Origin of the sequence: Salisediminibacterium halotolerans, from assembly GCF_003814815.1 — a bacterium.
Taxonomy (GTDB): Bacteria; Bacillota; Bacilli; order Bacillales; family Salisediminibacteriaceae; genus Salisediminibacterium; species Salisediminibacterium halotolerans.
The window spans coordinates 162,892-185,496 of sequence record NZ_RKQQ01000007.1 but is presented as its reverse complement, the minus strand read 5'-3'; the positions used below and the strand labels follow the sequence as shown (position 1 = coordinate 185,496).

Annotated in this window: 19 protein-coding genes; 2 read left to right on the top strand and 17 right to left on the bottom strand. The window is 47.1% G+C overall.

Going from position 1 to position 22,605, the window contains the following annotated elements; all coding sequences use genetic code 11:
* Positions 1-31 precede the first annotated feature (31 nt).
* The 13 genes from uvrC to zapA form a co-directional block, all read right to left on the bottom strand.
* Complete coding sequence (gene uvrC / locus EDD67_RS13015; RefSeq protein ID WP_121438607.1) at positions 32-1,813, bottom strand: excinuclease ABC subunit UvrC; 1,782 nt, start codon at positions 1,811-1,813, stop codon at positions 32-34.
* 130 nt (positions 1,814-1,943) lie between these two features.
* On the bottom strand, positions 1,944-2,261 hold the full coding sequence (gene trxA / locus EDD67_RS13010) for a thioredoxin (protein WP_093072913.1): 318 nt from the start codon (positions 2,259-2,261) through the stop codon (positions 1,944-1,946).
* A gap of 269 nt (positions 2,262-2,530) precedes the next feature.
* On the bottom strand, positions 2,531-3,499 hold the full coding sequence (locus EDD67_RS13005; RefSeq protein ID WP_121438608.1) for an electron transfer flavoprotein subunit alpha/FixB family protein: 969 nt from the start codon (positions 3,497-3,499) through the stop codon (positions 2,531-2,533).
* A gap of 15 nt (positions 3,500-3,514) precedes the next feature.
* A complete protein-coding gene (locus tag EDD67_RS13000) occupies positions 3,515-4,285 on the bottom strand; it encodes an electron transfer flavoprotein subunit beta/FixA family protein (protein ID WP_121438609.1) in 771 nt (256 codons plus the stop codon).
* 73 nt (positions 4,286-4,358) lie between these two features.
* Positions 4,359-5,135, bottom strand: coding sequence for an enoyl-CoA hydratase (locus EDD67_RS12995; RefSeq protein WP_121438610.1), 777 nt, complete (start codon positions 5,133-5,135; stop codon positions 4,359-4,361).
* A gap of 15 nt (positions 5,136-5,150) precedes the next feature.
* Complete coding sequence (locus EDD67_RS12990) at positions 5,151-5,750, bottom strand: fatty acid metabolism transcriptional regulator FadR (protein ID WP_242005903.1); 600 nt, start codon at positions 5,748-5,750, stop codon at positions 5,151-5,153.
* Positions 5,751-5,875: 125 nt separating this feature from the next.
* Positions 5,876-7,570, bottom strand: a complete 1,695-nt coding sequence (locus EDD67_RS12985; protein WP_121438611.1) for an AMP-binding protein — start codon at positions 7,568-7,570, stop codon at positions 5,876-5,878.
* Positions 7,571-7,893: 323 nt separating this feature from the next.
* On the bottom strand, positions 7,894-8,115 hold the full coding sequence (locus EDD67_RS12980; protein WP_123875852.1) for a hypothetical protein: 222 nt from the start codon (positions 8,113-8,115) through the stop codon (positions 7,894-7,896).
* Between the two features lie 50 nt (positions 8,116-8,165).
* Positions 8,166-9,878 (bottom strand): long-chain-fatty-acid--CoA ligase, encoded by a 1,713-nt coding sequence (locus EDD67_RS12975; RefSeq protein ID WP_121440553.1) that lies wholly within the window; start codon positions 9,876-9,878, stop codon positions 8,166-8,168.
* Positions 9,879-10,168: 290 nt separating this feature from the next.
* Positions 10,169-12,526, bottom strand: coding sequence for an endonuclease MutS2 (locus EDD67_RS12970; RefSeq protein ID WP_121440554.1), 2,358 nt, complete (start codon positions 12,524-12,526; stop codon positions 10,169-10,171).
* Between the two features lie 18 nt (positions 12,527-12,544).
* Positions 12,545-14,272, bottom strand: coding sequence for a DNA polymerase/3'-5' exonuclease PolX (gene polX / locus EDD67_RS12965; protein ID WP_121440555.1), 1,728 nt, complete (start codon positions 14,270-14,272; stop codon positions 12,545-12,547).
* A gap of 139 nt (positions 14,273-14,411) precedes the next feature.
* Complete coding sequence (locus EDD67_RS12960) at positions 14,412-14,954, bottom strand: CvpA family protein (protein ID WP_093072903.1); 543 nt, start codon at positions 14,952-14,954, stop codon at positions 14,412-14,414.
* Position 14,955: 1 nt separating this feature from the next.
* Positions 14,956-15,207, bottom strand: coding sequence for a cell division protein ZapA (gene zapA, locus EDD67_RS12955; RefSeq protein ID WP_093072902.1), 252 nt, complete (start codon positions 15,205-15,207; stop codon positions 14,956-14,958).
* A gap of 156 nt (positions 15,208-15,363) precedes the next feature.
* Here zapA and rnhC point away from each other — a divergent pair, with 156 nt between their 5' ends.
* Both rnhC and EDD67_RS12945 read left to right on the top strand, forming a co-directional pair.
* Positions 15,364-16,299 carry a ribonuclease HIII gene (rnhC, locus tag EDD67_RS12950; RefSeq protein WP_121440556.1) on the top strand — a complete coding sequence of 312 codons (936 nt, stop codon included), beginning with the start codon at positions 15,364-15,366 and terminating at the stop codon, positions 16,297-16,299.
* Between the two features lie 50 nt (positions 16,300-16,349).
* Entirely contained in the window at positions 16,350-16,571 is a 222-nt protein-coding gene (locus EDD67_RS12945) for a hypothetical protein (RefSeq protein WP_123875851.1), read from the top strand.
* 222 nt (positions 16,572-16,793) lie between these two features.
* Here the strand turns inward: EDD67_RS12945 and pheT are convergent, their stop codons facing one another.
* The 4 genes from pheT to EDD67_RS12925 form a co-directional block, all read right to left on the bottom strand.
* The gene (pheT, locus tag EDD67_RS12940) at positions 16,794-19,214 is read right to left on the bottom strand and encodes a phenylalanine--tRNA ligase subunit beta (RefSeq protein ID WP_121438717.1); all 2,421 of its coding nucleotides are present in this window, start codon (positions 19,212-19,214) and stop codon (positions 16,794-16,796) included.
* Positions 19,215-19,252: 38 nt separating this feature from the next.
* Entirely contained in the window at positions 19,253-20,287 is a 1,035-nt protein-coding gene (gene pheS, locus EDD67_RS12935; protein ID WP_121438718.1) for a phenylalanine--tRNA ligase subunit alpha, read from the bottom strand.
* A gap of 343 nt (positions 20,288-20,630) precedes the next feature.
* Positions 20,631-21,386 carry a TrmH family RNA methyltransferase gene (locus tag EDD67_RS12930; RefSeq protein ID WP_121438719.1) on the bottom strand — a complete coding sequence of 252 codons (756 nt, stop codon included), beginning with the start codon at positions 21,384-21,386 and terminating at the stop codon, positions 20,631-20,633.
* 111 nt (positions 21,387-21,497) lie between these two features.
* The gene (locus EDD67_RS12925; protein WP_121438720.1) at positions 21,498-22,577 is read right to left on the bottom strand and encodes a M42 family metallopeptidase; all 1,080 of its coding nucleotides are present in this window, start codon (positions 22,575-22,577) and stop codon (positions 21,498-21,500) included.
* Positions 22,578-22,605 lie beyond the last annotated feature (28 nt).

The window sequence follows — 22,605 nt, the reverse complement described above, 5'->3', positions numbered from 1 at the left end:
CACCTGCGGGAATCGCAATTTGGCTCTATCCTCATTTTTCCTCTTCACTGTTGATCTCGTTCTTTAACGCTTGAGCAACCTGCTGAGGAATTCCTACGCGCTCGATATCTTCCACAGACGCGGCCTTCATCCGTTTTAAGGAGCCGAATTCCTTTAATAACAGTCTTTTGCGTTTCTCGCCGATCCCTTGCACATCGTCCAACGCCGAAGAAAATTGCGTTTTTTTACGTACTTTACGATGGAAGGTGATCGCAAAACGATGCACTTCATCTTGTATTCGCTGCAAGAGATAAAATTCTTCACTCGTTTTCTTCAGCGCTACCAACTCTGGCGGATCGCCGATCATTAGCTGCGATGTTTTATGCTTGTCATCTTTAACGAGACCGCAAACCGGGATCGTCAGGCTCAGCTCTTCTTCCAACACTTCCTGCGCAGCCGATATTTGCCCTTTGCCGCCGTCGATGACGATAAGATCCGGCAAGGCCGCTTCTTCTTTTAAGAGCCGTAAATAGCGTCGTCTGATGACTTCGCGCATCGATTCATAGTCATCCGGACCGTCGACGGTTTTCACTTTGTATTTGCGGTAATTTTGTTTGTCCGGCTTGCCGTCAACAAACGAAACCATCGCCGAAACCGGATCTGTCCCTTGAATATTGGAATTGTCAAAAGCTTCAATACGGTACGGGGCATCAATATTCAGCGCTTCGCCTAACTTTTCAGCAGCACGGACGGTTTTTTGCTCATTGCGTTCAATCATATCGAACTTCTCTTTTAAAGCGAGCGCTGCATTCTTTGTCGCCATATCGACCAGCTCTTTTTTTTGCCCCCGTTTCGGTTCAATCGTTTTCACGTTGAGAAATTCACTGAGCATGTCGGTGTTCATGCCTGAGGGAACAAAAATCTCACGCGGTTTTTTATGGTGCTCTTCGAGATAAAATTGACCGATAAACGTGTAAAAATCATCAATCGGATCTTGATACGTAGGAAAAAGCGACACATCCCGCTCAATCAGCTGCCCTTGCCTGATAAAGAAAACCTGTACACACATCCAGCCTTTCTCGACACTGTAACTGAAAACATCCCGGTCAGCCTGATCGGTCATCGTAATCTTTTGTTTTTCCATCACTGCTTCGATATGACGAATTTGATCCCGCAGTTCTTTAGCCCGTTCAAAATTCATTTCTTCCGAAGCGGCGTACATTTTTTCCTCGATCTCTTCTTTCACTTTCGGATGTCCGCCCTGTAAAAACTTGGTCATTTCACTAACCATACGCTTATTTGTCTCTTCAGCGACAGGGAATTCACACGGCGCAAGACACTGGCCGATATGATAATACAAGCAAACCCGATCCGGGAGCGTGCGGCATTTACGGAGCGGATACAGTCTGTCAAGCAGCTTTTTCGTTTCATTAGCTGCTTGCGCATTCGGATAAGGGCCGAAATATTTCGCGCCGTCCTTTAATACTTTTCGCGTTGTTATCAAGCGCGGGTGCTCTTCGTTTGTTATTTTTAAAAACGGGTACGTCTTATCATCTTTTAACAAAACATTGTAACGCGGTTCATATTTTTTTATTAAATTTTGTTCAAGAAGAAGCGCTTCAACCTCCGATCCGGTAACTATATATTCAAAATCGTCAATCTCATTGACGAGACGCTGTGTTTTCATATCGTGAGAGCCCGTAAAATAGGATCGGACCCGATTTCTCAGCACTTTCGCTTTACCGGCATATATTACCGTTCCATGCCGGTTTTTCATTAAATAACAGCCCGGCTGAGCGGGCAAAGAATTCAGCTTTTCTTTTAAATCACCCATCTATTGCCTGCTCCTTTGCGTGTGAAATATGAACACGGCCATTGTATCACGGAAGCCGCCGCAGGTCTTTTAGGACGCTGAAAACAAAAACCCTTCGCTGTGCTTATGCACAGCGAAGGGTTTTAATTACTTAGGATAAATGTTTATTCAACGTGTTTTGCAGTGATTCTTTCGGCTGAAAACCTACGATTTGATCGACGACTTCACCGTCTTTAAATACAAGCAATGTCGGAATGCTCATCACTCCGTATTGGCCGGCCGTTTCTTGGTTTTCATCGACATCGAGCTTGACGATTTTCACTTGATCGCCCATTTCAGAGTCGAGCTCTTCCAATACCGGTGCAATCATTTTACACGGGCCGCACCAAGGTGCCCAAAAATCTGCCAATACAACCCCGTTATTTGTTTCCTGCGCAAAAGTTTGATCATCTGCTTTTACAATAGCCATAATTTCATACCTCCTCTAAATATTCGCCGGGTTATTACCCCTTAGGGTATTATACCGGATGAACGATCATTTGCCAAGTCATTTAATCCCCATCGAACAAAATGCTTACAAACGCTTCGGGCAGAAGCTGAATCATGAACCTCAGTTGCAGTTTGATGGCTAAGGCAAAATGATTTAATCCCATCATACCGAATTGAAATCAATTACGCAAAAAATCCGTTTTTACCAAAAAAGCGGAAGGCCTCGACCTTCCGCTTTCGACAGTTCGTTTATACGACAACTTTTTTAAATTCTTCTTTCAACTTCGGCACAATATCAAACAAGTCGCCGACGATGCCGTAATCAGCGATCTGAAAAATTTCCGCTTCCGGATCTTTATTAATTGCGACAATCACTTTCGAGTTCGACATTCCCGCTACGTGCTGGATCGCCCCGCTCAAACCGACAGCAATATAAAGATCTGGTGTTACAACTTTGCCGGTTTGACCGATTTGCAATGCATAGTCACAATACTCTGCGTCGCATGCCCCGCGCGACGCGCCGACAGCCCCGCCAAGCACATCAGCTAATTCATCCAGCATTTTAAAATGTTCTTCACCTTTCAGACCTCTTCCGCCGGCGACAATGACGGAAGCTTCAGAAAGATCAATGCCGGTTGCGGTATTTTTCACGACATTTTTAATCACCGTCTGTAAGTTTTCAATTTCTGCATCCAGCGAGGCGACTTCGCCTTCGCGTCCCATGTCAGCTTCAAGCGCCGGAATATTGTTCGGCCGAATTGTCGCCATCAGCAATCCGTCTTTCACCGTAACTTGCTCAAAAGCCTTGCCGGAATAAATCGGGCGGGTAAACACCGGACCGTCTTTCATTTCGATTGCGACAGCATCAGAGACGAGTCCGGCGTTTAGTCTTCCGGCAAGTTTCGCAGATAAATCCCTGCCTAAGGCGGTATGCCCCATAATGACAGCGTCAGGGGCTTCAGCATCAATCGCTGCTTTTAAAGCCTGCGTATAACCTTCAGGTGTGAAGTGCGCCAAGTTCGTATGCTCAACGGCTGTCACACGGTCAGCGCCGTAATGAAACAGCTTCTTGCCTTCTGCTTGCACTTCTTCTCCGGCAACAACACCGACGATCTCTCCGTCGGGAGCAATCTGTTTTGCCGCTGCCAAAGATTCAAACGCTACGTTCCGGAATTCACCATCGCGGATTTCGCCAAATACGAGTACTTTATTTAACATATTGTTTACCTCCCCTTATATCACTTTCGCTTCATTTTTCAACACAGATACAAGTTCTGCGACCTGCTCATCAACCTCGCCTTCGAGAATCCGGCCCGCTTCTTTTTCCGGCGGTAAATAGCGGGAGACAATCTTTGTTTTTCCTTCCGCTTCCTCTTCCTCAAGGTCCAGATCATCCAAGTCCATCTCTTCCAGCGGTTTTTTCTTCGCTTTCATAATGCCCGGAAGCGAAGGATAACGCGGGTCATTCAGCCCTTGCTGAGCTGTAATTAAAAGCGGAACCGGGATTTCGATAAATTCTTGGTCGCCTTCGACATCCTTTTCAATCGTTGCTTTTCCGTCCTCTATACTAATATCAACGACTGACGTTACGTGATTGATGCCGAGCCTTTCCGCCAAGCGGGGACCGACTTGGCCGGATCCGCCGTCAACAGCAACATTTCCTGCGAGAATGATGTCGACGTCTTTCCCTGCAAAATAGGCTCCTAAAATTCGTTCTGTTGAATAAGGATCACCGTCTTCGACATCTTCATCTTCAATTAAAACGGCTTTGTCTGCTCCCATCGCAAGTCCGGTTCGGATTTGTTTTTCAGCTTCGTCTTCGCCGACAGTCACCAACGTCACTTCTCCGCCGTGTTCATCCCGCAGCTGAATCGCTTCTTCAATCGCGTATTCATCATAAGGGTTAATGATGAATTCGGCACCGTCTTCGACAATGTTTCCGTTCTCGATTTGGATTTTTTCTTCGGTGTCAAACGTCCGCTTCATAATGACATAAATGTTCATAATGTTCCCTCCCGTGATCGTAATCAATTAAACCGCTTTCAAATTTGCGTACATTTATTTAATCATCTGCCGATCAGCTGTAAAACTGCGGTTCCCGTTTTTCTAAAAAGGCGTGTATTCCTTCCTGACCATTTTTGGATTCGGCAATATCCCCGAAATAAACCGACTCTTTCTCCTGACCGCGTTCGATCGGTTCTTTCTCCGCTTCATTGGCAAGTTCCAACACCGCTCTTATGCTGTCTTTCGATTTCCGCGTCAGCTTCGTTGCAAATGCGAGCGCTTCTTCATACAGCGTGCTTTCATCGGCCGTACGATTAGCTAATCCCCATTGAACGGCTTCCTCGCCGGTAATCGGATCAGAACTTAACATCATCTCCACCGCTTTGGATTTGCCGACTAAATTCGGCAGTCGCTGCGTCCCGCCAAAACCGGGGATCAGCCCCAGCTTTAATTCGGGAAGCCCTAATTTGGCATCTTTTGTAACTAGACGCAAATGACAGGCCATAATCAGTTCCAACCCTCCGCCAAGGGCCGCGCCGTGAACAGCTGCTATCACCGGTTTTGGCAGCAATTCAATTTTACGGAAAATTTTTTGTCCGACTCTTGCCTGTTCACGATATTGATTTGCATGGCTAATCTCCGTAAATTCTTTAATGTCTGCACCGGAAGCAAAATATTTTCCCTCGCCGAGAATAATGACTGCACGAATCGCGTCGTTTTCGGCGAAATCATCAACGGCTGTTTCTAATTCTTGCAGCAACTGATGGTTTATCACATTCGCAGGCGGGCGGCTGATCGTGATCACCCCTATTTCGTTTTCAGTTGTCACGTTCAGAAATGATTCACCCAATACAAATCACCCTTTTCAGCTCGTTTTTTGTTTACAAGAGATCCCGTTTAACAGCATCTCATTTACTGTCGGCACTAAAGGTGTCAGCTCATAACGATGATCTTTCATGACCCAATTCGTCACGATTTCATCAAGAGCGCCGAAAATCATCTGCCTGGCAATACGCCTGTCCATTTGCGGGTCAAAAAAGCCCGTTTCAATACCTTCTTGCAAAAGCTCATCAACCAGTGTCAGGTAACCTTTCAGCACTTCGTTGACTTTATGACGGATTGCAATATTTGACTGCCGTAATTCCAGCTGGGTGACAATCGCCATGTCATGATCATGCTCAAGCTGTGAAAAATGCATTTCGATCAAAATCCGCATTTTTTCTTCAGTATTTTCAACGCCATTCAGACGTTCCTGAATCTTCTCGACAAAACGGCCCATTTTTTCTTCAAACATCGATATCAAAATATCTTCTTTATTTTTAAAGTATAAATAAATCGTTCCGTCGGCGACTCCGGCTTCGCGGGCGATCTTCGATACTTGTGAGTGATGATAGCCGTTTTCTGCAATAACCTTCACTGCTGCATCAATTATTTGATCGTATTTTTCGCCTCTTTTTTTGCTCACGTTCACCACTCCTTCTCCATGAAAATGAATGATCATTCATTCATATTTACATTGTAGAAGAAACGTCGTGTTGTGTCAATTCGCCCGCCGTGCATTCGTCGGCAAACATCACCGGAAACGACTGCTTAAGACAGCTGCTTCTGTTTTTCTTTTTCTTCATCGAGCAAAGCCCGGCGAAGCACCTTACCGACCATTGTTTTCGGAAGTTCTTCTCTGAATTCGTAATAACGCGGAACTTTATAGGCTGACAAATACTTGCGGCAATGTTTATCCAAATCTTCCCCCGTCACGTCAACACCTTCTTTTTTAACAACGAAAACCTTGACAGTTTCGCCCCGGTAAGGATCCGGTATGCCGATTGCAACGGCTTCTTGCACAGCCTCATGTTCAAACAGCACTTCTTCAATTTCACGCGGATAAATGTTAAATCCGCCGGCAATAATCATATCTTTTTTGCGGTCGACGATGTAAAAGAATCCTTCTTGATCCATGTAACCCATGTCGCCTGTCAAAAGCCACTCATTATTAAATGTGGCTTCGGTTTCTTCAGGACGATTCCAATACCCTCGCATCACTTGCGGCCCGCGGATCATCAGCTCGCCGACTTCACCCGGATCAGCCGGTTCGCCGGTCTCTGCAGATAAAATCGCAACATCCGTATCCGGCCACGGGAGTCCGATGCTTCCATCCGGACGTTTTCCCCACATTAAATTAAAATGCGTTACCGGGGATGACTCTGTTAATCCGAAGCCTTCCGACAGTTTCCCGCCTGTTTTTTCTTCGAATGTTTTTTGAACTTCTAAAGGCAGCGGCGCTGATCCGCTAATGCTGACATCAATAGATGACAAATCGTATTTATCAATTTGCGAATCATTGATTAAACCGATGTACATCGTAGGTGCTCCGGGAAAAATTGTCGGCTTTTGTTTGTGAATCGTTTTAAGCGCCTGCTTGGGATCAAATTTCGGCAAAATAACCATTTTATTGCGATCCATAACGGAAAAATTCATCCCGACAGTCATTCCGTAAACATGGAAAAAAGGCAGAGCACAAAGCAACACTTCATTGCCGTGATCTATTTTATACATCCAACGGATACATTGCGTTGTATTGGCAACTAGATTGCGGTGCGTTAATTTCACTCCTTTGGCGACGCCTGTTGTCCCGCCGGTATACTGCAAGAGCGCAAGGTCTTCTGCCGGATCAATATGCACGGCTGTTTCTTTTGCAGGGTAGTTGTTGACTAAATCAGAAAACCGGTGTGTCCAGTCATTGTACGACACTTTCACCGTCAATCCAGTATTTTTCTTTTGAATAAAAGGGTAAACAACATTTTTCGGGAACGGCAGATACTCTTTAATTGTTGTGACAATCACAAAGTCTAACTCTGTTTGATTATAAACATTCATCACTCGGGGATAAACCAAATCAAGACAAATAATTGCTTTGGCCCCGGAATCAATCAATTGGTGCTCTAATTCCCGCTCAACATAGAGCGGATTTGTCTGCACAACTACCGCTCCGGCAAACAAGGCTCCGTAATAACTGATAACCGATTGAGGCGTATTCGCGAGCATGACAGCCACCCGATCGCCTCGTTTAATTCCTTTTTCAATTAACGCATTTGCAAACGACAGCGCTTGTTCATAAACTTCATTAAACGTCATCTCTTTACCCATGAAGTGTAACAATACTTTATCGGGTTCTTCGATTGCTCCTTCGCGCAAATAGTCTTGCAAAGGCCGATGTTCATAATGTAATGAAGCTGGAACTTCTTCCGGGTACTGTTCAAGCCATGGACGGATTATTTCTGTTTTCATTAAACCATTCCTCCTCGCTCCCCTTCATCAAAAATTTTTCCTCTCTCTTCCATTCTAATGAAAGCGCCTCCATATGTGAATACTTTTTGACAGGAAATTTTTTATTAAATCAGAAAACCGCACAGCAGAGCTGTGCGGTTTCAGACTGTAGACAAACTATATTTTGATGTCAGCCATGAATCCACTACCCTCCGCTTGCCCCGGGCAAGGACTCAGCTAGTATTCGGCAGCCCGAGGCCGCCGAATCCGGATCTTCGTCTCTTGCTTTCCCGGAGGCGTCGGAGGAGTGGATGCATGGCTTCTTTTTTATCAACACACTCGCTTCAAAAAAGAGGATGACCCAGCATCCCGGCTTTCTCCTGCGGGATAGCGAGATAGGCGAGACCCTGCAGGGCGTCAGCCCGAAGCGGCTCGGCGCTCGCCCGCGGACTAGTAAGACACGGCGAAGTCTTTTTGAGCCGATGTCGCAGTGATACCTTCAGGTGAAAGAAGCCGGACGATGCGTCGTCATCCGTTCCTTTTAATAGGACATCGATCGATGTCATGACTTTGTCAACACTCTAGATCCGCACAGCAGAGCTGTGCGGTTTAAAGGTTATTTGTTATTTCCGTTCTGCGTTTCTTTATGCTTAGCTCTTTCCTCATCGACAAGTACGCGCCGAAGAATTTTCCCTACCATGGTTTTCGGCAGCTCATCTCGGAACTCGTACATTTTCGGCACTTTAAATGATGCAAGGTGCTTTCGGGCGAACTCATCTAATTGGTCTTCGGTGACATTTGCGCCGTCTTTTAATACGACAAAAGCTTTGACCGTCTCTCCCCGGTAAGGATCAGGAACGCCGATTACACAAATTTCCTGGACAGCCTCATGCTCATAAAATATTTCTTCCACTTCTCTTGGATAAATATTGAATCCGCCCGCGATAATCATATCTTTTTTGCGATCAACGATATAGAAAAAACCTTCTTCATCCATGTACCCCATATCGCCGGAGAGGAACCAATCCTCCCGAAATGACGCTTGCGTCGCTTCTGGCAGATTCCAATAACCTTTCATCACTTGCGGTCCGCGGATAATAATTTCACCGACTTCATTCGGACCGGCCGGTTCGCCTGTTTCGGCAGATAATATCGCAACATCGGTATCCGGCCACGGAAGCCCGATCGATCCGGGTTTGCGGTGACCCCAGATTAAATTCGCAACAGCTACCGGCGAGGTCTCGGTCAAACCGTAACCTTCGACTAAGCGTCCGTTCGTCGCTTCTTCAAAGTTGGACTGCACTTCAATCGGCAGCGGAGCCGATCCGCTGATACACGCCTTAATAGAGGAAAGGTCATGCTTTTTGATATCCGGATGGTTCAGCAGACCGATGTACATCGTCGGTGCACCCGGGTAAAGCGTCGCTTTATGTTTCTCAATCGCTTTTAAAATACTTTTCGGATCAAATTTTGGTATAATAATCATTTTATAGCCGAGGCGAATGCTTAAATTCATCACGGTCGTCATGCCGTATACATGGAAAAATGGAAGGGCTGCCATGATCACCTCTTCCCCAGGGACCAATTTGTACATCCATTTTTCACATTGCTGCGTATTAACAACCAGATTGTAATGCGTCAGCATCACGCCTTTAGCCGGTCCTGTCGTTCCCCCGGTGTACTGGAGCAAAGCGAGATCGTTTTTCGGATCAACGTCCAAATCAATCGGCTCTTTCGATCCGTTTTTCACGAGTTCATTAAACGAATGCGTTTTTTCATTGTACGCAATCTCTACTTTCATCCCCGTGTTCTTCTTTTGAATCATCGGGTAAACGAGGTTTTTAGGAAAAGGAAGAAAATCTTTAATCCCGGTGACAATCACATGCTCCAGCTCTGTTTTTTCGCGGACATTTGCGACCCGGGGATAAACCAAGTCTAAACAGATCATGATTTTGGCTCCGGAATCAATCATTTGATGCTCAATTTCCCGTTCGACATAAAGCGGGTTCGTCTGAACAACGACACCTCCGGCAAGCAGTGCGCCGTAATAAGAGATCACCGCTTGCGGTGTGTTTGCAAGCATGATCGAGACCCGATCCCCTTTTTCAATCCCGAGTGAGCGCAGCTGGTTGGCCAATTTCAGTGCCTCAGCATAAACTTCTTTGTACGTCATTTCATTACCCATGAAGTGAAAAGCTTTCTTTTCCGGGTACAATTCTGCCGCTCGTTGCAAATAACTTTGCAGCGTCTGTTCATCATAATCGATCGACTCCGGTATTTCTTGCGGATAATGAGCGAGCCACGGTTTCTCTGTTAATGTCTTTTGCATATGCAAGACCTCCCTTTACTTCCTGACTCTCCTCGTCATCAAACAGCAAGCATTTCCCTCTCACTTCCATTTTAATGAAACCGCATACAAAATGAAACAATTATTTGAAGATTTATTGACTTTTTTCAAAAAACCTTGCAAAAAGCCGCCGGGAATAAAACCCGGCGGCTCAGATCAGAAAACGAGAACGAAAATGATTCCGCCGATCACAAACAGCGCGCATAATACGATTAGAACATTGGCCAACGTCTTCATTGCATCATCCTCTCTTGTAAACATAACTCGTCCGTTTATTTCAGCACGACGACCGTCACACCTGATCCGCCTTCGCCCTGCGTACCCATTCGCGTCTCTTGGACATTTTTATGATTTTGCAAATACTCTTGAACGCCTTTTCGCAATGCCCCGGTTCCTTTACCGTGGATAATCGATACTTGGTGGTAACCGGCGAGAACAGCATCATCAAGGTATTTTTCTACTTCCATTATCGCGCTCTCATACCGTTCGCCGCGAAGATCCAGCTCCGTTTTTACGTGCGCATCCCGGCCGCGCACAGCAGCCAGTGGCTTCTCTTGAACCGGTTGAGGGCGGTTTAAATATTCGAGATCACTGTTTTTCACTTTCATTTTCATTACGCCCAATTGAACATAAAATTCTTTATCATTCACTTTTTCAACGATCTGGCCTTTTTGATCAAAACTGATAACTTTCACTTCATCGCCCGGTTTCAGTTCTTCGGTTTTAGCCGGCTTCGCTTGCTTCTTTTGCGGTTTTTTAGCCAATTTCGGCTCCGCGTCGCTGAGCCGTTTTTTCGCATCGATCAATTCATGATCCTTAATCGCGGGGTTTTGCTGCTGCTTTTCCCGCAATTCAGCGATAATCAGTTCCGCTTCGGTTTTCGTTTTTTCCAATTCTTTCGCGGCTTTTTCTTCTGCTTTCGCCATCGCTTTTTCTTTTTGTTCTTCAAATCGTTCCATTTTCTTTGTCAACTCGCTGTGGATCGCTTCTGCTTCTTCTCTTAGACGCTCCGCTTCGTCCAGTTCCCGCTCGTATTGTTTTTGACTGTCTTCAAGCGACGAGATCATGTGCTCCATTTTGTTTGTATCTTGGGAAAGCTGCGCCTTCGCAGCTTCGATAATCTCTTCCTGCAAACCGAGCCGCGTGCTGATCGCAAAAGCATTGCTTCGGCCCGGAACACCCATTAAAAGCCGGTACGTCGGCTGAAGTGTTTCAACGTCAAACTCGACACTCGCGTTGCTGACGCCTTCACGGTTGTAAGCATATCCTTTCAGCTCGCTGTAGTGCGTCGTTGCGATCACTTTTGCACCGATATTGTACAGGTGATCAAGAATCGAAACCGCCAAAGCAGCTCCCTCTGTCGGATCCGTGCCTGCGCCAAGCTCATCTAGAAGTACGAGCGATTGATGATCGACGCGCGCCATCATATCGACAATCGTCGTCATGTGCGAACTGAAAGTTGAGAGACTCTGTTCAATTGATTGTTCATCGCCGATGTCTGCAAATACATTTTGAAATACCGATGCCGTGGAACCTTCCTGACAAGGTATATGCAATCCGGATTGCGCCATCATCGACAGCAAACCGACCGTCTTCAGTGTCACGGTTTTTCCGCCTGTATTCGGTCCGGTAATAACAAGTGACTGAACGCCGTCGCCGAGCGAAATGTCAATCGCAACGACTTCCTCCGAAGGTATCAGCGGATGGCGCGCTTCGCGGAAATCAATATGACCGTCGCTGTTCAAATCCGGTTCCGTTGCATGGATAGCATGGCTGTAAAAGGCCTTGGCAAACATGAAATCCGCTTCTGTCATCGTTTCGACGATTACACCCAGCGCGTCAGTATGCTCGGCGACGATTGCTGACAAGGCTTGTAAAATCCGTTCAATCTCCCGTTTTTCACTGACGCGCGCTTCACGGAGCTGATTATTCGTATCGACAACGGATTCAGGTTCGATAAACAGCGTCTGCCCGGATGCTGATTGATCGTGGACAATACCGCCGAAATGGCTCCGGTACTCCGCTTTAACCGGCAAAACAAACCGGTCGTTGCGAATTGTAATGATCGCATCGGAGAGCATTTTCTGGCCGCTTTGCGAGCGGGTGACGTTCTCTAATTTCGACCTGACCGCCGATTCATAAGAGCGTATTTGTTGCCGAATCGTCCGCAGCGTCTGGCTCGCGGAATCAAGCACTCCGCCGTTCTCATCAATCGCCTGATTGATTTCTTTCTCCAGCTCTGCCGGCGGTTCCATTGCCTGCACGAGCTCTGGCAAGACAGTCAAATCGATGTCATCTTCAACCATATTCTCCACAAATAATTTAAAGCGGCGGCTGCTGTAAATCGTGGAAGAAACATCGATCAGTTCTTGCTCGTTTAATTGACCGCCGATTTCTGAGCGTTTCATCGCTGCGCGGATATCGCGAAGACCCCCGAGCGGCGCCTGACCTTTCAAACGAATGACTTTGGCTGCTTCCTGCGTTCGCTGTTGAGCATTCTGCACGTCCTCCAGCGACACGTAAGGCATTAATTCTTTCACCCTGTTTTTTCCGAGACTCGAACCGGCGTGTTGGATAAGCTGGTCTTTCATTTTATCGTATTCAAGAATACGGCGAACTCTGTCCTGCAAATAAGGCACCTCCACCTGTTATTCGTCGGTTGATGTCAACCACGCTTTGAGCTGTGAAGCTGTCCACGTGTTTACGACATTTTCTTTTTTTAATTTGGCGCGCCGCGCTGTTTTAACGCCCAGCTCCATATGATCGAGCATCTCGTATCTGTGGGCATCGGTATTGACCGCAATTTTAACCCCGGCGGCTTGTGCTTTTTCCGCCCATTCAGCTGATAAGTCCAAACGGTTCGGATTTGCATTGATTTCAAGAATCGTTCCTGTCTCAAAGGCTTTTTGAATCAGCCGATCCACATCGACGCGGTACCCCGGCCGTTTCTCGATCAATCTGCCGGTAGGATGAGCAATCATCGCAACTTGCGGATGATTGCATGCTGCTTCCAAACGTGCCATGATCGTATTTTCATCTTGATTAAATGAGGAATGGATTGATGCAATCACAAAATCGATGTTTTTTAAAACATCATCAGAATAATCCAGCGTACCGTCCGGCAAAATATCCATTTCGATACCGGTAAAGACATCGAAATCATCGTAAGCTGTCCGTAATTGACGAATTTCTTCATGCTGACGCTGCAGGCGTTCATCTGACAAACCGTTGGCAACCTTCAAAAACTTGCCGTGATCGGTAATAGCCATGAAACTGTAGCCCCGGTTTCGGCAGGCTTCAACCATTTCTTCAATCGATTGGGCTCCGTCGCTCCAAGTCGTGTGCATGTGCAAATCTGCTTGAATATCATTGATCGAAACGAGATCAACGTAAGTTTCCGCTTCTTCCAGCTCGGTCGTGCCGTTGCGAACTTCCGGAGGGATCCACGGCAGATCGAAATGGCTGAAAAATTCCGCTTCCGAAGCAAAATGCAGCATTTCGCCTGTCGCTTCGATCTCAACCCCGTATTCGCTGATTTTTCCGCCGTTATTTTTCGCCCGTTGGCGCATCAAAACGTTGTGATCTTTCGAACCGGTGAAATGATGCAAAATCGTGGCAAACGACTCATCTTGAACCATGCGGAAATCAACCGGCACGATCACGTCATCATATTGCAATTCTAGGCTTATTTTTGTTTCGCCGCTGCTGATGACTGCGCTGACCTTTTCCATCGATAACAGACGTTCGCCGACTTCCCCCGGGTACTCGGTGGATATAATATAATCAAGGTCTTTCACTGTCTCGCGCCCCCGCCGAAAACTGCCCGCAAGTTCAAAGCGGTCCACTTCTTCGATCGCATCTAAGGCGCTGTTCAGATCCGCAACCGCAGGTAACACTGCGCTGACCGGCAGGCGCTCAGGACGTTTACCCATGTCTTCGAGTTCCTGATATATTTTTTCTTCCGTTTTCGCGCCGAAACCGGACAAGTCGCGAACTTGTTTTTCCTCACAGGCTTTTTTCAGATCGGCCGCACTCGTGATGTTTAACTCTTGGTAAAGTTTGCCGATTTTTTTCCCGCCGAGTCCCGGCAATTTCAATAACGGAATTAATCCTTCAGGAATCTCTGCTTTTAATTGATCGAGAAGTTCCGTTGATCCGGTCTTGACTAAATCATCGATGATCCCGGCCGTTCCTTTGCCGACTCCGTTTAAAACCGACGGATCTTCAAGTTCTGCCAAGCTTCTTTCGTCCTGTTCAAGAGCCTGAGCTGCTTTTCGGTAGGCGGAAACACGAAACGCATTTTCGCCTTTAATTTCCAAATAAACCGCAATCCGCTCCAGTTCTTGAATGACGGATTTTTTATCGATTGCTGCCATAGCGTTCGCCACCTTTTATAGGAATCTCTTTTATCTTAGCTAACAGCAGGTTCTGCCTGCAACTGTTCCGGCGTATCTGTTACGCACGAACGCCCGGCTCCTGCCAAAGGCGGACCGGGCACATAAAACTGATATTAAATTAATTGTTCCAGCTTTCTTCAAACCATTCGATCAGCAGTTCCGAAAGAACAGGTGTATAAGCAAAAATCCACTGCGCGACAGCAGAACTTTGCAAGGCTGCCTGAATAAAATCCCATTGAATTAATGCCGCTAAGTGAACAACAATGACAAGAATAACAATACCTTCTAAAAAGCCGATCGCTGCGCCCGCCCAGCGATTGAGCAGATTGAGCACTGGCAGGTGGGCAAGAAACTGAAACATCGAACCGATAATGTGCGTGACAATTTTCGTTACAATAAACAGCCCGATAAAAGCAAGCCCGTTATAATAGACGGTTTCATTTCCCAGCACATCGAGCAAAAGCCCGTAGTCAGCATCGTCAGAAAGCTGCGGAAACGGAATGATCAGCTGGAGCCATTCGGCAACATCTTTGTAAAATAAATAAGCGACGATAAACGAGATGACAACACCGGCAAGATACACGAGCTGTAAAATCAATCCCCGCCGGTAACCGGAGATCAGACTCATAAGTAAAATAATGATTAAAAGCAAACTTACCATGTTATTCTTCCTCTTCTTTCTGTTCATAAGATAGATTTTTCAGACTCACGTACTCATGCCCCATATTGACCGCAGTTAAAACAGCCAATTTCGTTGTGTCCATATATGGATTCAGCTTATGCAGTTCATTCATTTTTTCATCGACAAGCCGGGCGACCTCTTCAACATGTTCTTCGCTCTCATCCCCGACAACTTTATACTGTTGACCGTAGATGGTGACTGTTTTTTTCGTTTTGCGCTGATCATCCGCCATCTGTGAGCCTCCATTCTTCTTGCAATCCTGATTAGTATCATAACACGTCCGGTATGCTGTGAAAATCTTTACGCGAAAAAAGGAGCGTTTCATTCACATAAACGAGAGATCTGCTATACTTTAACAGACACTGTATTGTGAAAGGAAGGAATCTGCATGAGTCACGCTGTTGTAAAAGCAACCGAGCAACAAATGCGAACGATTAAAGCCCGTTACAGCCGGTCGCTTATCGAACCTCCTCCCCAAGGAGCTCTCTTTCAAGCCAAGGTTGATCAATGTACCATCACCGGATATAAAAGCGGCAAAGTGCTGTTTCAAGGAAAAAACGCCGAAGAGGAAGCGGCCAAAGCAAAAGGCACCCGGCAGACGGAGAAAAAAACGAAGCCGGCAGATGTCGGAAAACATTCGTATGCCCCGCCGAAAACAATTGCTGAGATGAATGTTATCGGCAGTGACGAAACCGGAACAGGCGATTACTTCGGCCCGATCACAGTCGCTGCCTGTTATATTCAGACCGATGAGATTAAAAATATCGAAGCTCTTGGCGTGCGTGATTCGAAAACATTGACGGATACAAGAATTAAAACGATCGCGCCTGACATTGTTAACCGCTGTACGTACAGCTTAATGACCTTGCACAATAAAAAATACAATCAGCTCCAGGAAAGCGGGATGAATCAAGGGCAAATGAAAGCGATGCTTCACCAGCAGGCAATCAATAATGTTCATGCCAAGCTCCAGTCTGAACAAACGGAAGCTGAAGCGGTGTTAATCGATCAATTCGTTAAACCGGAAACGTATTTCACTTATTTGCGAAAAAGCGGCGGCTTGCAAATACCGGACATCCCGCTGTATTTCGCTACGAAAGCAGAGGCAATGCACCCGGCGGTTGCATGCGCCTCGATTATTGCAAGGTACGCGTTTATTCAGGAAATCGATCAATTGAGCGTTCATTACGGCATCACGCTGCCGAAAGGCGCCGGACCGCCGGTTGATAAAGCCGCAAACGAATTCATCCGCCTATACGGAACTGATACGTTAAAATCGGTCACGAAATGGCATTTTAACAACACGAATAAAGCTTTGAACTAAATAAAAGCGGACTGGATATTCACCAGTCCGCTTAGAGTGTTAACAAAGTCATGACATCGTTAGATGTCATGTTAAAAGGAACGGATGACGACGCATCGTCCGGCTTCTTTCACCTGAAGGTATCACTGCGACATCGGCTCAAAAAGACTTCGCCGTGTCTTACTAGTCCGCGGGCGAGCGCCAAGCCGCTTCGGGCTTGGCCCTGCAGGGTCTCGTCTGTCTCGCTGTCCCGCAGGAGAAAGCCGGGATGCTGGGTCATCCTCCTTTTTTGAATGGAATGTATTCATAAAAAAAGAAGCCATGCATCCACTCCTCCGACGCCTCCGGGAAAGCAAGAGACGAAGATCCGGATTCGGCGGCCTCAGACCGCCGAATCCTAGCTGAGTCCTTGCCCGGGGCAAGCGGAGGGTAGTGGATTCATGGCTGACATAAAAATATAGTTTGTCTACACTCTGAGCGGACTGGATATTCACCAGTCCGCTTTTATTTGGTATTTATTGCCGCAATTCAGCGCCGAGCGCTGTGTACAAAGCTTTTAATATCGTTTCATGCACGTCTGTGACATCTTCTTCTTTAAGCGTTTTTTCCGGGTCCAGATACCGCAGGGAAAAAGCGAGCGATTTTTTCCCGCTCTCTATATGCTCTCCTTCATAAACATCAAACAGCGCCACATTGGTTAAGATTGAGCCGCCTTCCCGGCGAATCACATCGGCAACTTCTTCGGCACTGACGGTTTTATCTACAATAAGAGCTATGTCGCGGTCAATCGCAGGAAAACGCGGAACCGGCTGATACGACATCGGCATTTCACCTTTGATTAATTCATCAAAGTCGATTTCAAATACGAACACGGCAGGGAGCGACCATGTTTTTGCAACGGAAGGGTGAAGCTGTGCGACAAAACCGATTTCTATCCCGTCAGCCATAATTGCTGCGGTTTGCCCCGGATGAAAGCCTTCTTTTTCTGTTTGCACAAACGCGATGCGTTCAGACGTGTTTAATTCGGCAAACAAGCCTTCAAGCACTCCTTTAACGGCAAAGAAGTCAACGTCGCGATTTTCTTTTTGCCAAGCATGTTCAAACCACCGGCCCATAAAAGCGCCGGAAATATACGTTTTTTCATCCGGCTGTTCGTTGATCGCGGTTTGTTCTGTCAAAAATACTGAACCTAATTCGTATAAGTGCACGTTGTATTCATTGCGGTTTTTATTATATTCCAATGCGTCAAGCAAGTGAGGCAGCAGCGTCGTGCGCAGCGCACTGCGCTCTTCAGACATCGGAAGCGCGACATCGACACGCGGCATTTGCTGATCAATCCCGATTCGGGCTTCTTTTGCCGCTGATGTCAGCGAATAACTGACCGCCTCGTGCATACCCGTGTTTTCAAAAAAACGCCGGGTTTGACGCTGTTTCTTTTGCCTATCTGATAATTTGCCCGGCGTCGTTGCTGAGTTGGGGAGCGTCACAGGAATCCGGTCATAACCGTAAAGACGGGCAACTTCCTCAATCAAATCCGCTTCAATAAAAATATCTTGCCGGCGTGTCGGGACGTCTACGGCAAACGTTTCGTCGCTGATTTCGAACGTAAACTGCAGCCGTCTGAAGACATCGGCAGCATCCTCAACCGTTAAATCCGTTCCAAGCAAGCCGTTAATTTGTGTCAGCGAGACGCGGATCTGCCGTTCAGAGCGGTCAAGCTGATCAAATTCTTCCGGCGGCAACAGCACGCGCCCTCCGGCAAGTTCTTCGATCAATGAAGCCGCGCGTTTACCGGCGTCCCGGACACGCTGAGGATCAACACCTTTTTCAAAACGCACGCTGGAATCACTGCGCAGCCCGTGGTCACGTGATGCTTTGCGCACTGTAACCGGATCAAAGTACGCTGCTTCCAACAGAATATTTTTTGTGTCATTTTGAACTTCGGACGTCGCACCTCCCATAACGCCTGCCATCGCAACCGGCGTCTTTCCGTTTGTAATCAGTAAATGGTCTGCTTGCATAACTCTTGTTTCCTCATCAAGGGTCGTCATTTGTTCGCCGTTTTCGGCATAACGGACGAGCACTTCGTCTGAGTTAAACCGGTCGAAGTCAAACGCATGCAAAGGCTGACCGTATTCCAGCAGCACGTAGTTCGTTATGTCGACTACATTATTTAGCGGTCTGATGCCGGCAGCCATCAATGTCATCTGCAACCATAAAGGAGATTCCTTTATCGTAATATTTTCGATAACCGTCGCTCCGTAATAAGGATTCGCCTCAGCAGCGGCAACGTCGACACGCACGCGGCTTTCGGACGGCTCGCTGCTTTCTGTCACCGGCATCTCCGGCTTCTTTACGCTCCGGCCGAGAATCGCGGCCGTTTCATAGGCAACGCCTAACATACTGAGACAGTCCGAACGGTTCGGCGTGAGATCCAATTCAAAAACGGTATCGTTTAAACCTAGCAGGGACAGTGCATCGCTTCCGGGCGTGACCGGTTCAGGAAAAACAAAGATCCCTTCGCTGTATTTTTTTGGAATCAATTTGCTCTCAAAGCCGAGTTCTTGCAAAGAGCAAATCATCCCTTCCGACGTTTGCCCGCGCAATTTCGCCCGCTTGATTTTCATCCCGCCGGGCAGCGTCCCGCCGACTTTTGCAACAGCGACATATTGGCCGCCGGCAACATTGTCTGCGCCGCAGACAATTTGGGCCGGGGCATCCTCACCGATATCCACGCGGCATATACTCAATTTATCCGCATCCGGGTGCGGCTCGCACGCTTCGACATAACCGGCTGTAAGCCCGTCAATTTCTTCAGACAAGTTCGTCATAGCGTCAACTTCTACACCGCTGCGCGTCAGTTTTTCCGCTGTTTCTTCCGCTGTTAAATCCGTTAAATCCACATATTTTTGCAACCATTGGTAAGATACTAACACGTTGAAGCCTCCTTTTTCTTTCCGAAATACATTACCGTTTATTCGCGGGCAAACTGCCGCAAAAAGCGGGCATCGTTTGTATAAAAATGCCGAATATCATCGATGCCGTATTTCAGCATCGCAAAACGCTCAACCCCCATGCCAAAGGCAAAGCCGGTATATTTTTCCGGATCAAATCCGCCCATTTCCAATACATTCGGATGAACCATCCCTGCACCGAGCACCTCAATCCAGCCGGTGTGTTTACACGTCCGGCACCCTTCGCCGTTACACATCGCGCAAGAAATATCGAGTTCCGCGGACGGTTCTGTGAACGGGAAAAAGCTCGGACGCAGCCGAATATCACGGTCTTCGCCGAAATACTGCTTAACAAACGTCGCAAAGATTCCTTTTAAATCGCTCATGCGTATACCTTCGTCTACGACAAGGCCCTCGATTTGCATAAACTGATGCGAATGGGTCGCATCGTCTTCATCACGCCGGTAAACTTTGCCGGGGCAGATGATCTTTACCGGACCTTGTCCGCGGTGTTTTTCCATCGACCGCGTTTGCACCGGCGACGTTTGCGTCCGTAACAGCAGGTCGGATGTTATAAAAAAGGTATCCTGCATATCTCTTGCCGGGTGATGTTTCGGAAGGTTCAGCGATTCAAAATTATAATAATCCGTCTCCACTTCCGGTCCTTCGGCGACCGTAAAGCCCATGCCGATAAAAACATCTTCGATCGTTTCCACGACCGACGTTAACGGATGGCGGGCGCCTTTAGGCACGGGGCGGCCCGGGAGCGTGACATCGATTTGTTCATTTTTCAGTTTATTATTCAATTCCTCTTTTTCCAGCACCGCTTCTTTTTCTTCGATTTTTTTCGTCAGCGATTCTCTGACTTCATTTGCCTTTTGACCGACTTTCGGGCGTTCATCGGCAGAAAGGCTGCCCATCCCTTTCATCAGTTCCGTGATCGGCCCCTTTTTTCCTAAGTAAGCTACCCGGACATCATTCAATTGCTGCAGCGTGACAGCATCATCGACTTTTTTTGCCGCTTCATCATACAGTTCCTGCAAACGCTCAAGCATGCCTCTCATCCTCCTTCATTATTCCATATAAAAAAGCCTTCCCCCCAAAAAGGGACGAAAGCTCGCGTTACCACCCTTGTTAATAAAGTTTGCACTTTATTCACTCAAACGACGGATAACGGTGTCTGCCGGATCACCTTTAAACCTTATTAAAAGGCTGTCCCGGTGTCTGCTCTGGAGTGAATTCTGCCGTCATTTAGCAAAAGGCTTTCAGTCTTCGGCCCTTTGTCCCTGACATAAATTTACCCGGCATACTGATCTCCTTCTCAGTATTTCTTGGCTATGATGAAAATCTGTTTTTTATTATAGCGGCTCGCCGGACCAATTTCAATCCTTATTTACTTCAAGCGTTGCGTAAATGGTAGAGCAATATGCCGGCAGCAACAGCTACATTCAAAGATTCCGCCGCTCCGTAAATCGGAATATAAAGGTTTTGATCTGTTTTATTCAACAGTTCCTTTTGAATACCTTTCGCTTCGTTGCCTGCCAACAGGGCAAAATTATCCTGCGGAGCTATCACACTGTAAGTGCTCCCATCGATACTCGAACCGAATACGGGAATATGCTCGTCTTTGCATCGTTCAATCGCGTCAAACAAGTTCATCGTTTGCAAAGGGATATGAAAAAGCGACCCTTGCGTCGAGCGGATGACTTTGCCGTTATACGGATCGGCTGTTCCCTCGCCTAAAATCACCGCTGTTAACCCGGCAGCATCGGCTGTGCGGATCATCGTCCCGAGGTTTCCCGGATCCTGAATACCGTCAATCAGTAAAAAACGTCCTTGTTCAAAGGTCACGTTGACAGCTTTCGGCTGTTCACAAACAGCTGCAAACCCTTGCGGTGTCTCTGTTTCTGACAGTTCCTGCATCACTTTCGGCGTCACGTAAACAACCGGCACGCCGGCTGCCGACCATTCCGGAGGGATTTCTTCGTCATCTCTAATAACCAATTCTTTAACAACGGCATTTGATTTTAATCCTTCTTCGACGAGATGACGCCCCTCGATTAAAAAAAGCCCTGATTTATCGCGCCCGCGTTTCGTGTGAAGCTTTTTCCATGATTTTATTTTTGCATTTTGCACTGATTCAATTCGTTCCATAAGCAGACTCCTTTTTAAGAGAGCTTCGTTTCTAATCTAACTATACCAAAGATATTTGCAAATGCCTAATCATTAAAAAGCCGCGCCTGAATAAGCGGCGCGGCTCGAAGATCAATCAAATGTCAGTTGTGTAATCGTGTCCCGGTCAAGTTTTTTGATCACTTCGGTAATTAATTTCACCGCATGCTCATAGTCGTCGCGGTGCAAAATCGCCGCATGGGTGTGAATGTAACGCGTCGGCACCGTAATCGATAAAGCCGGCACGCCGTCCGCTGTTAAATGAATCGAACCTGAATCCGTTCCGCCTCCGGCCATCGCATCGTACTGATAAGGAATCTCTTTTTCATCAGCCGTTTCCGTGACAAAATCGCGCAAACCTTTATGCGAAATCATCGAAGCGTCGTACATAATGATCGACGGACCTGCTCCCATTTTTGATTGCGCATCATTTGCGGTAATCCCCGGCGTATCTCCGGCGATTCCGACATCCACACCAAAGCCGATATCCGGCTGAATACGGTGGGCTGATGTTCTTGCGCCGCGCAACCCGACTTCTTCTTGAACCGTTCCGACACCGTAAACCGTATTCGGGTGAGATTCGTCGGCTAACGCCCGTAACACATCTACAGCAATCGCACAGCCAATCCGGTTATCCCATGCTTTCGCCATTAAGTACTTTTCATTTTTCATAACTGTAAAATCGCACACCGGCACGACAGAATCACCGGGTCTGATTCCGAACGATTCCGCTTCTTCTTTACTTGACGCGCCGACATCAATAAACATATCCTTTTTTTCGATCGCTTTCTTTCTTGCTTCCGGAGCCAATACATGCGGCGGCTTGGAACCGATTACGCCTGGGATGTTTCCATTTTTCCCCATTACCGTCACACGCTGCGCGAGCATGACTTGCTCCCACCATCCGCCGAGCGGCTGAAATTTGATGAAGCCGTTCTCATCAATCGTCGTCACCATGAAGCCTATTTCATCTAAGTGTCCTGCGACCATAATTTTAGGTGCATCATCAGCAGCCCCGGTTTTTTTCGCGATTAAACTCCCGAGATGATCCGTTTCCACGTGATCAGCAAACGGAGCGATATGCTTCTGCATGACTTGCCGCGGTTCCCGCTCGTTGCCCGGTGTACCGTTCGCATCTGTCAGCTCTTTTAACATCTTCAGCGTTTCATCCATTAACGAAGACCTCCTTATTACGTATCGA

Bases quoted from the DNA above. Each gene is read 5' to 3' on its own strand.
- uvrC (WP_121438607.1), bottom strand. From the start codon at position 1,813: ATGGGTGATTTAAAAGAAAAGCTGAATTCTTTGCCCGCTCAGCCGGGC.
- trxA (WP_093072913.1), bottom strand. From the start codon at position 2,261: ATGGCTATTGTAAAAGCAGATGATCAAACTTTTGCGCAGGAAACAAAT.
- EDD67_RS13005 (WP_121438608.1), bottom strand. From the start codon at position 3,499: ATGTTAAATAAAGTACTCGTATTTGGCGAAATCCGCGATGGTGAATTC.
- EDD67_RS13000 (WP_121438609.1), bottom strand. From the start codon at position 4,285: ATGAACATTTATGTCATTATGAAGCGGACGTTTGACACCGAAGAAAAA.
- EDD67_RS12985 (WP_121438611.1), bottom strand. From the start codon at position 7,570: ATGAAAACAGAAATAATCCGTCCATGGCTTGAACAGTACCCGGAAGAA.
- EDD67_RS12980 (WP_123875852.1), bottom strand. From the start codon at position 8,115: ATGACATCGATCGATGTCCTATTAAAAGGAACGGATGACGACGCATCG.
- EDD67_RS12975 (WP_121440553.1), bottom strand. From the start codon at position 9,878: ATGCAAAAGACATTAACAGAGAAACCGTGGCTCGCTCATTATCCGCAA.
- polX (WP_121440555.1), bottom strand. From the start codon at position 14,272: ATGGCAGCAATCGATAAAAAATCCGTCATTCAAGAACTGGAGCGGATT.
- EDD67_RS12960 (WP_093072903.1), bottom strand. From the start codon at position 14,954: ATGGTAAGTTTGCTTTTAATCATTATTTTACTTATGAGTCTGATCTCC.
- zapA (WP_093072902.1), bottom strand. From the start codon at position 15,207: ATGGCGGATGATCAGCGCAAAACGAAAAAAACAGTCACCATCTACGGT.
- rnhC (WP_121440556.1), top strand. From the start codon at position 15,364: ATGAGTCACGCTGTTGTAAAAGCAACCGAGCAACAAATGCGAACGATT.
- EDD67_RS12945 (WP_123875851.1), top strand. From the start codon at position 16,350: ATGACATCGTTAGATGTCATGTTAAAAGGAACGGATGACGACGCATCG.
- pheS (WP_121438718.1), bottom strand. From the start codon at position 20,287: ATGCTTGAGCGTTTGCAGGAACTGTATGATGAAGCGGCAAAAAAAGTC.
- EDD67_RS12930 (WP_121438719.1), bottom strand. From the start codon at position 21,386: ATGGAACGAATTGAATCAGTGCAAAATGCAAAAATAAAATCATGGAAA.
- EDD67_RS12925 (WP_121438720.1), bottom strand. From the start codon at position 22,577: ATGGATGAAACGCTGAAGATGTTAAAAGAGCTGACAGATGCGAACGGT.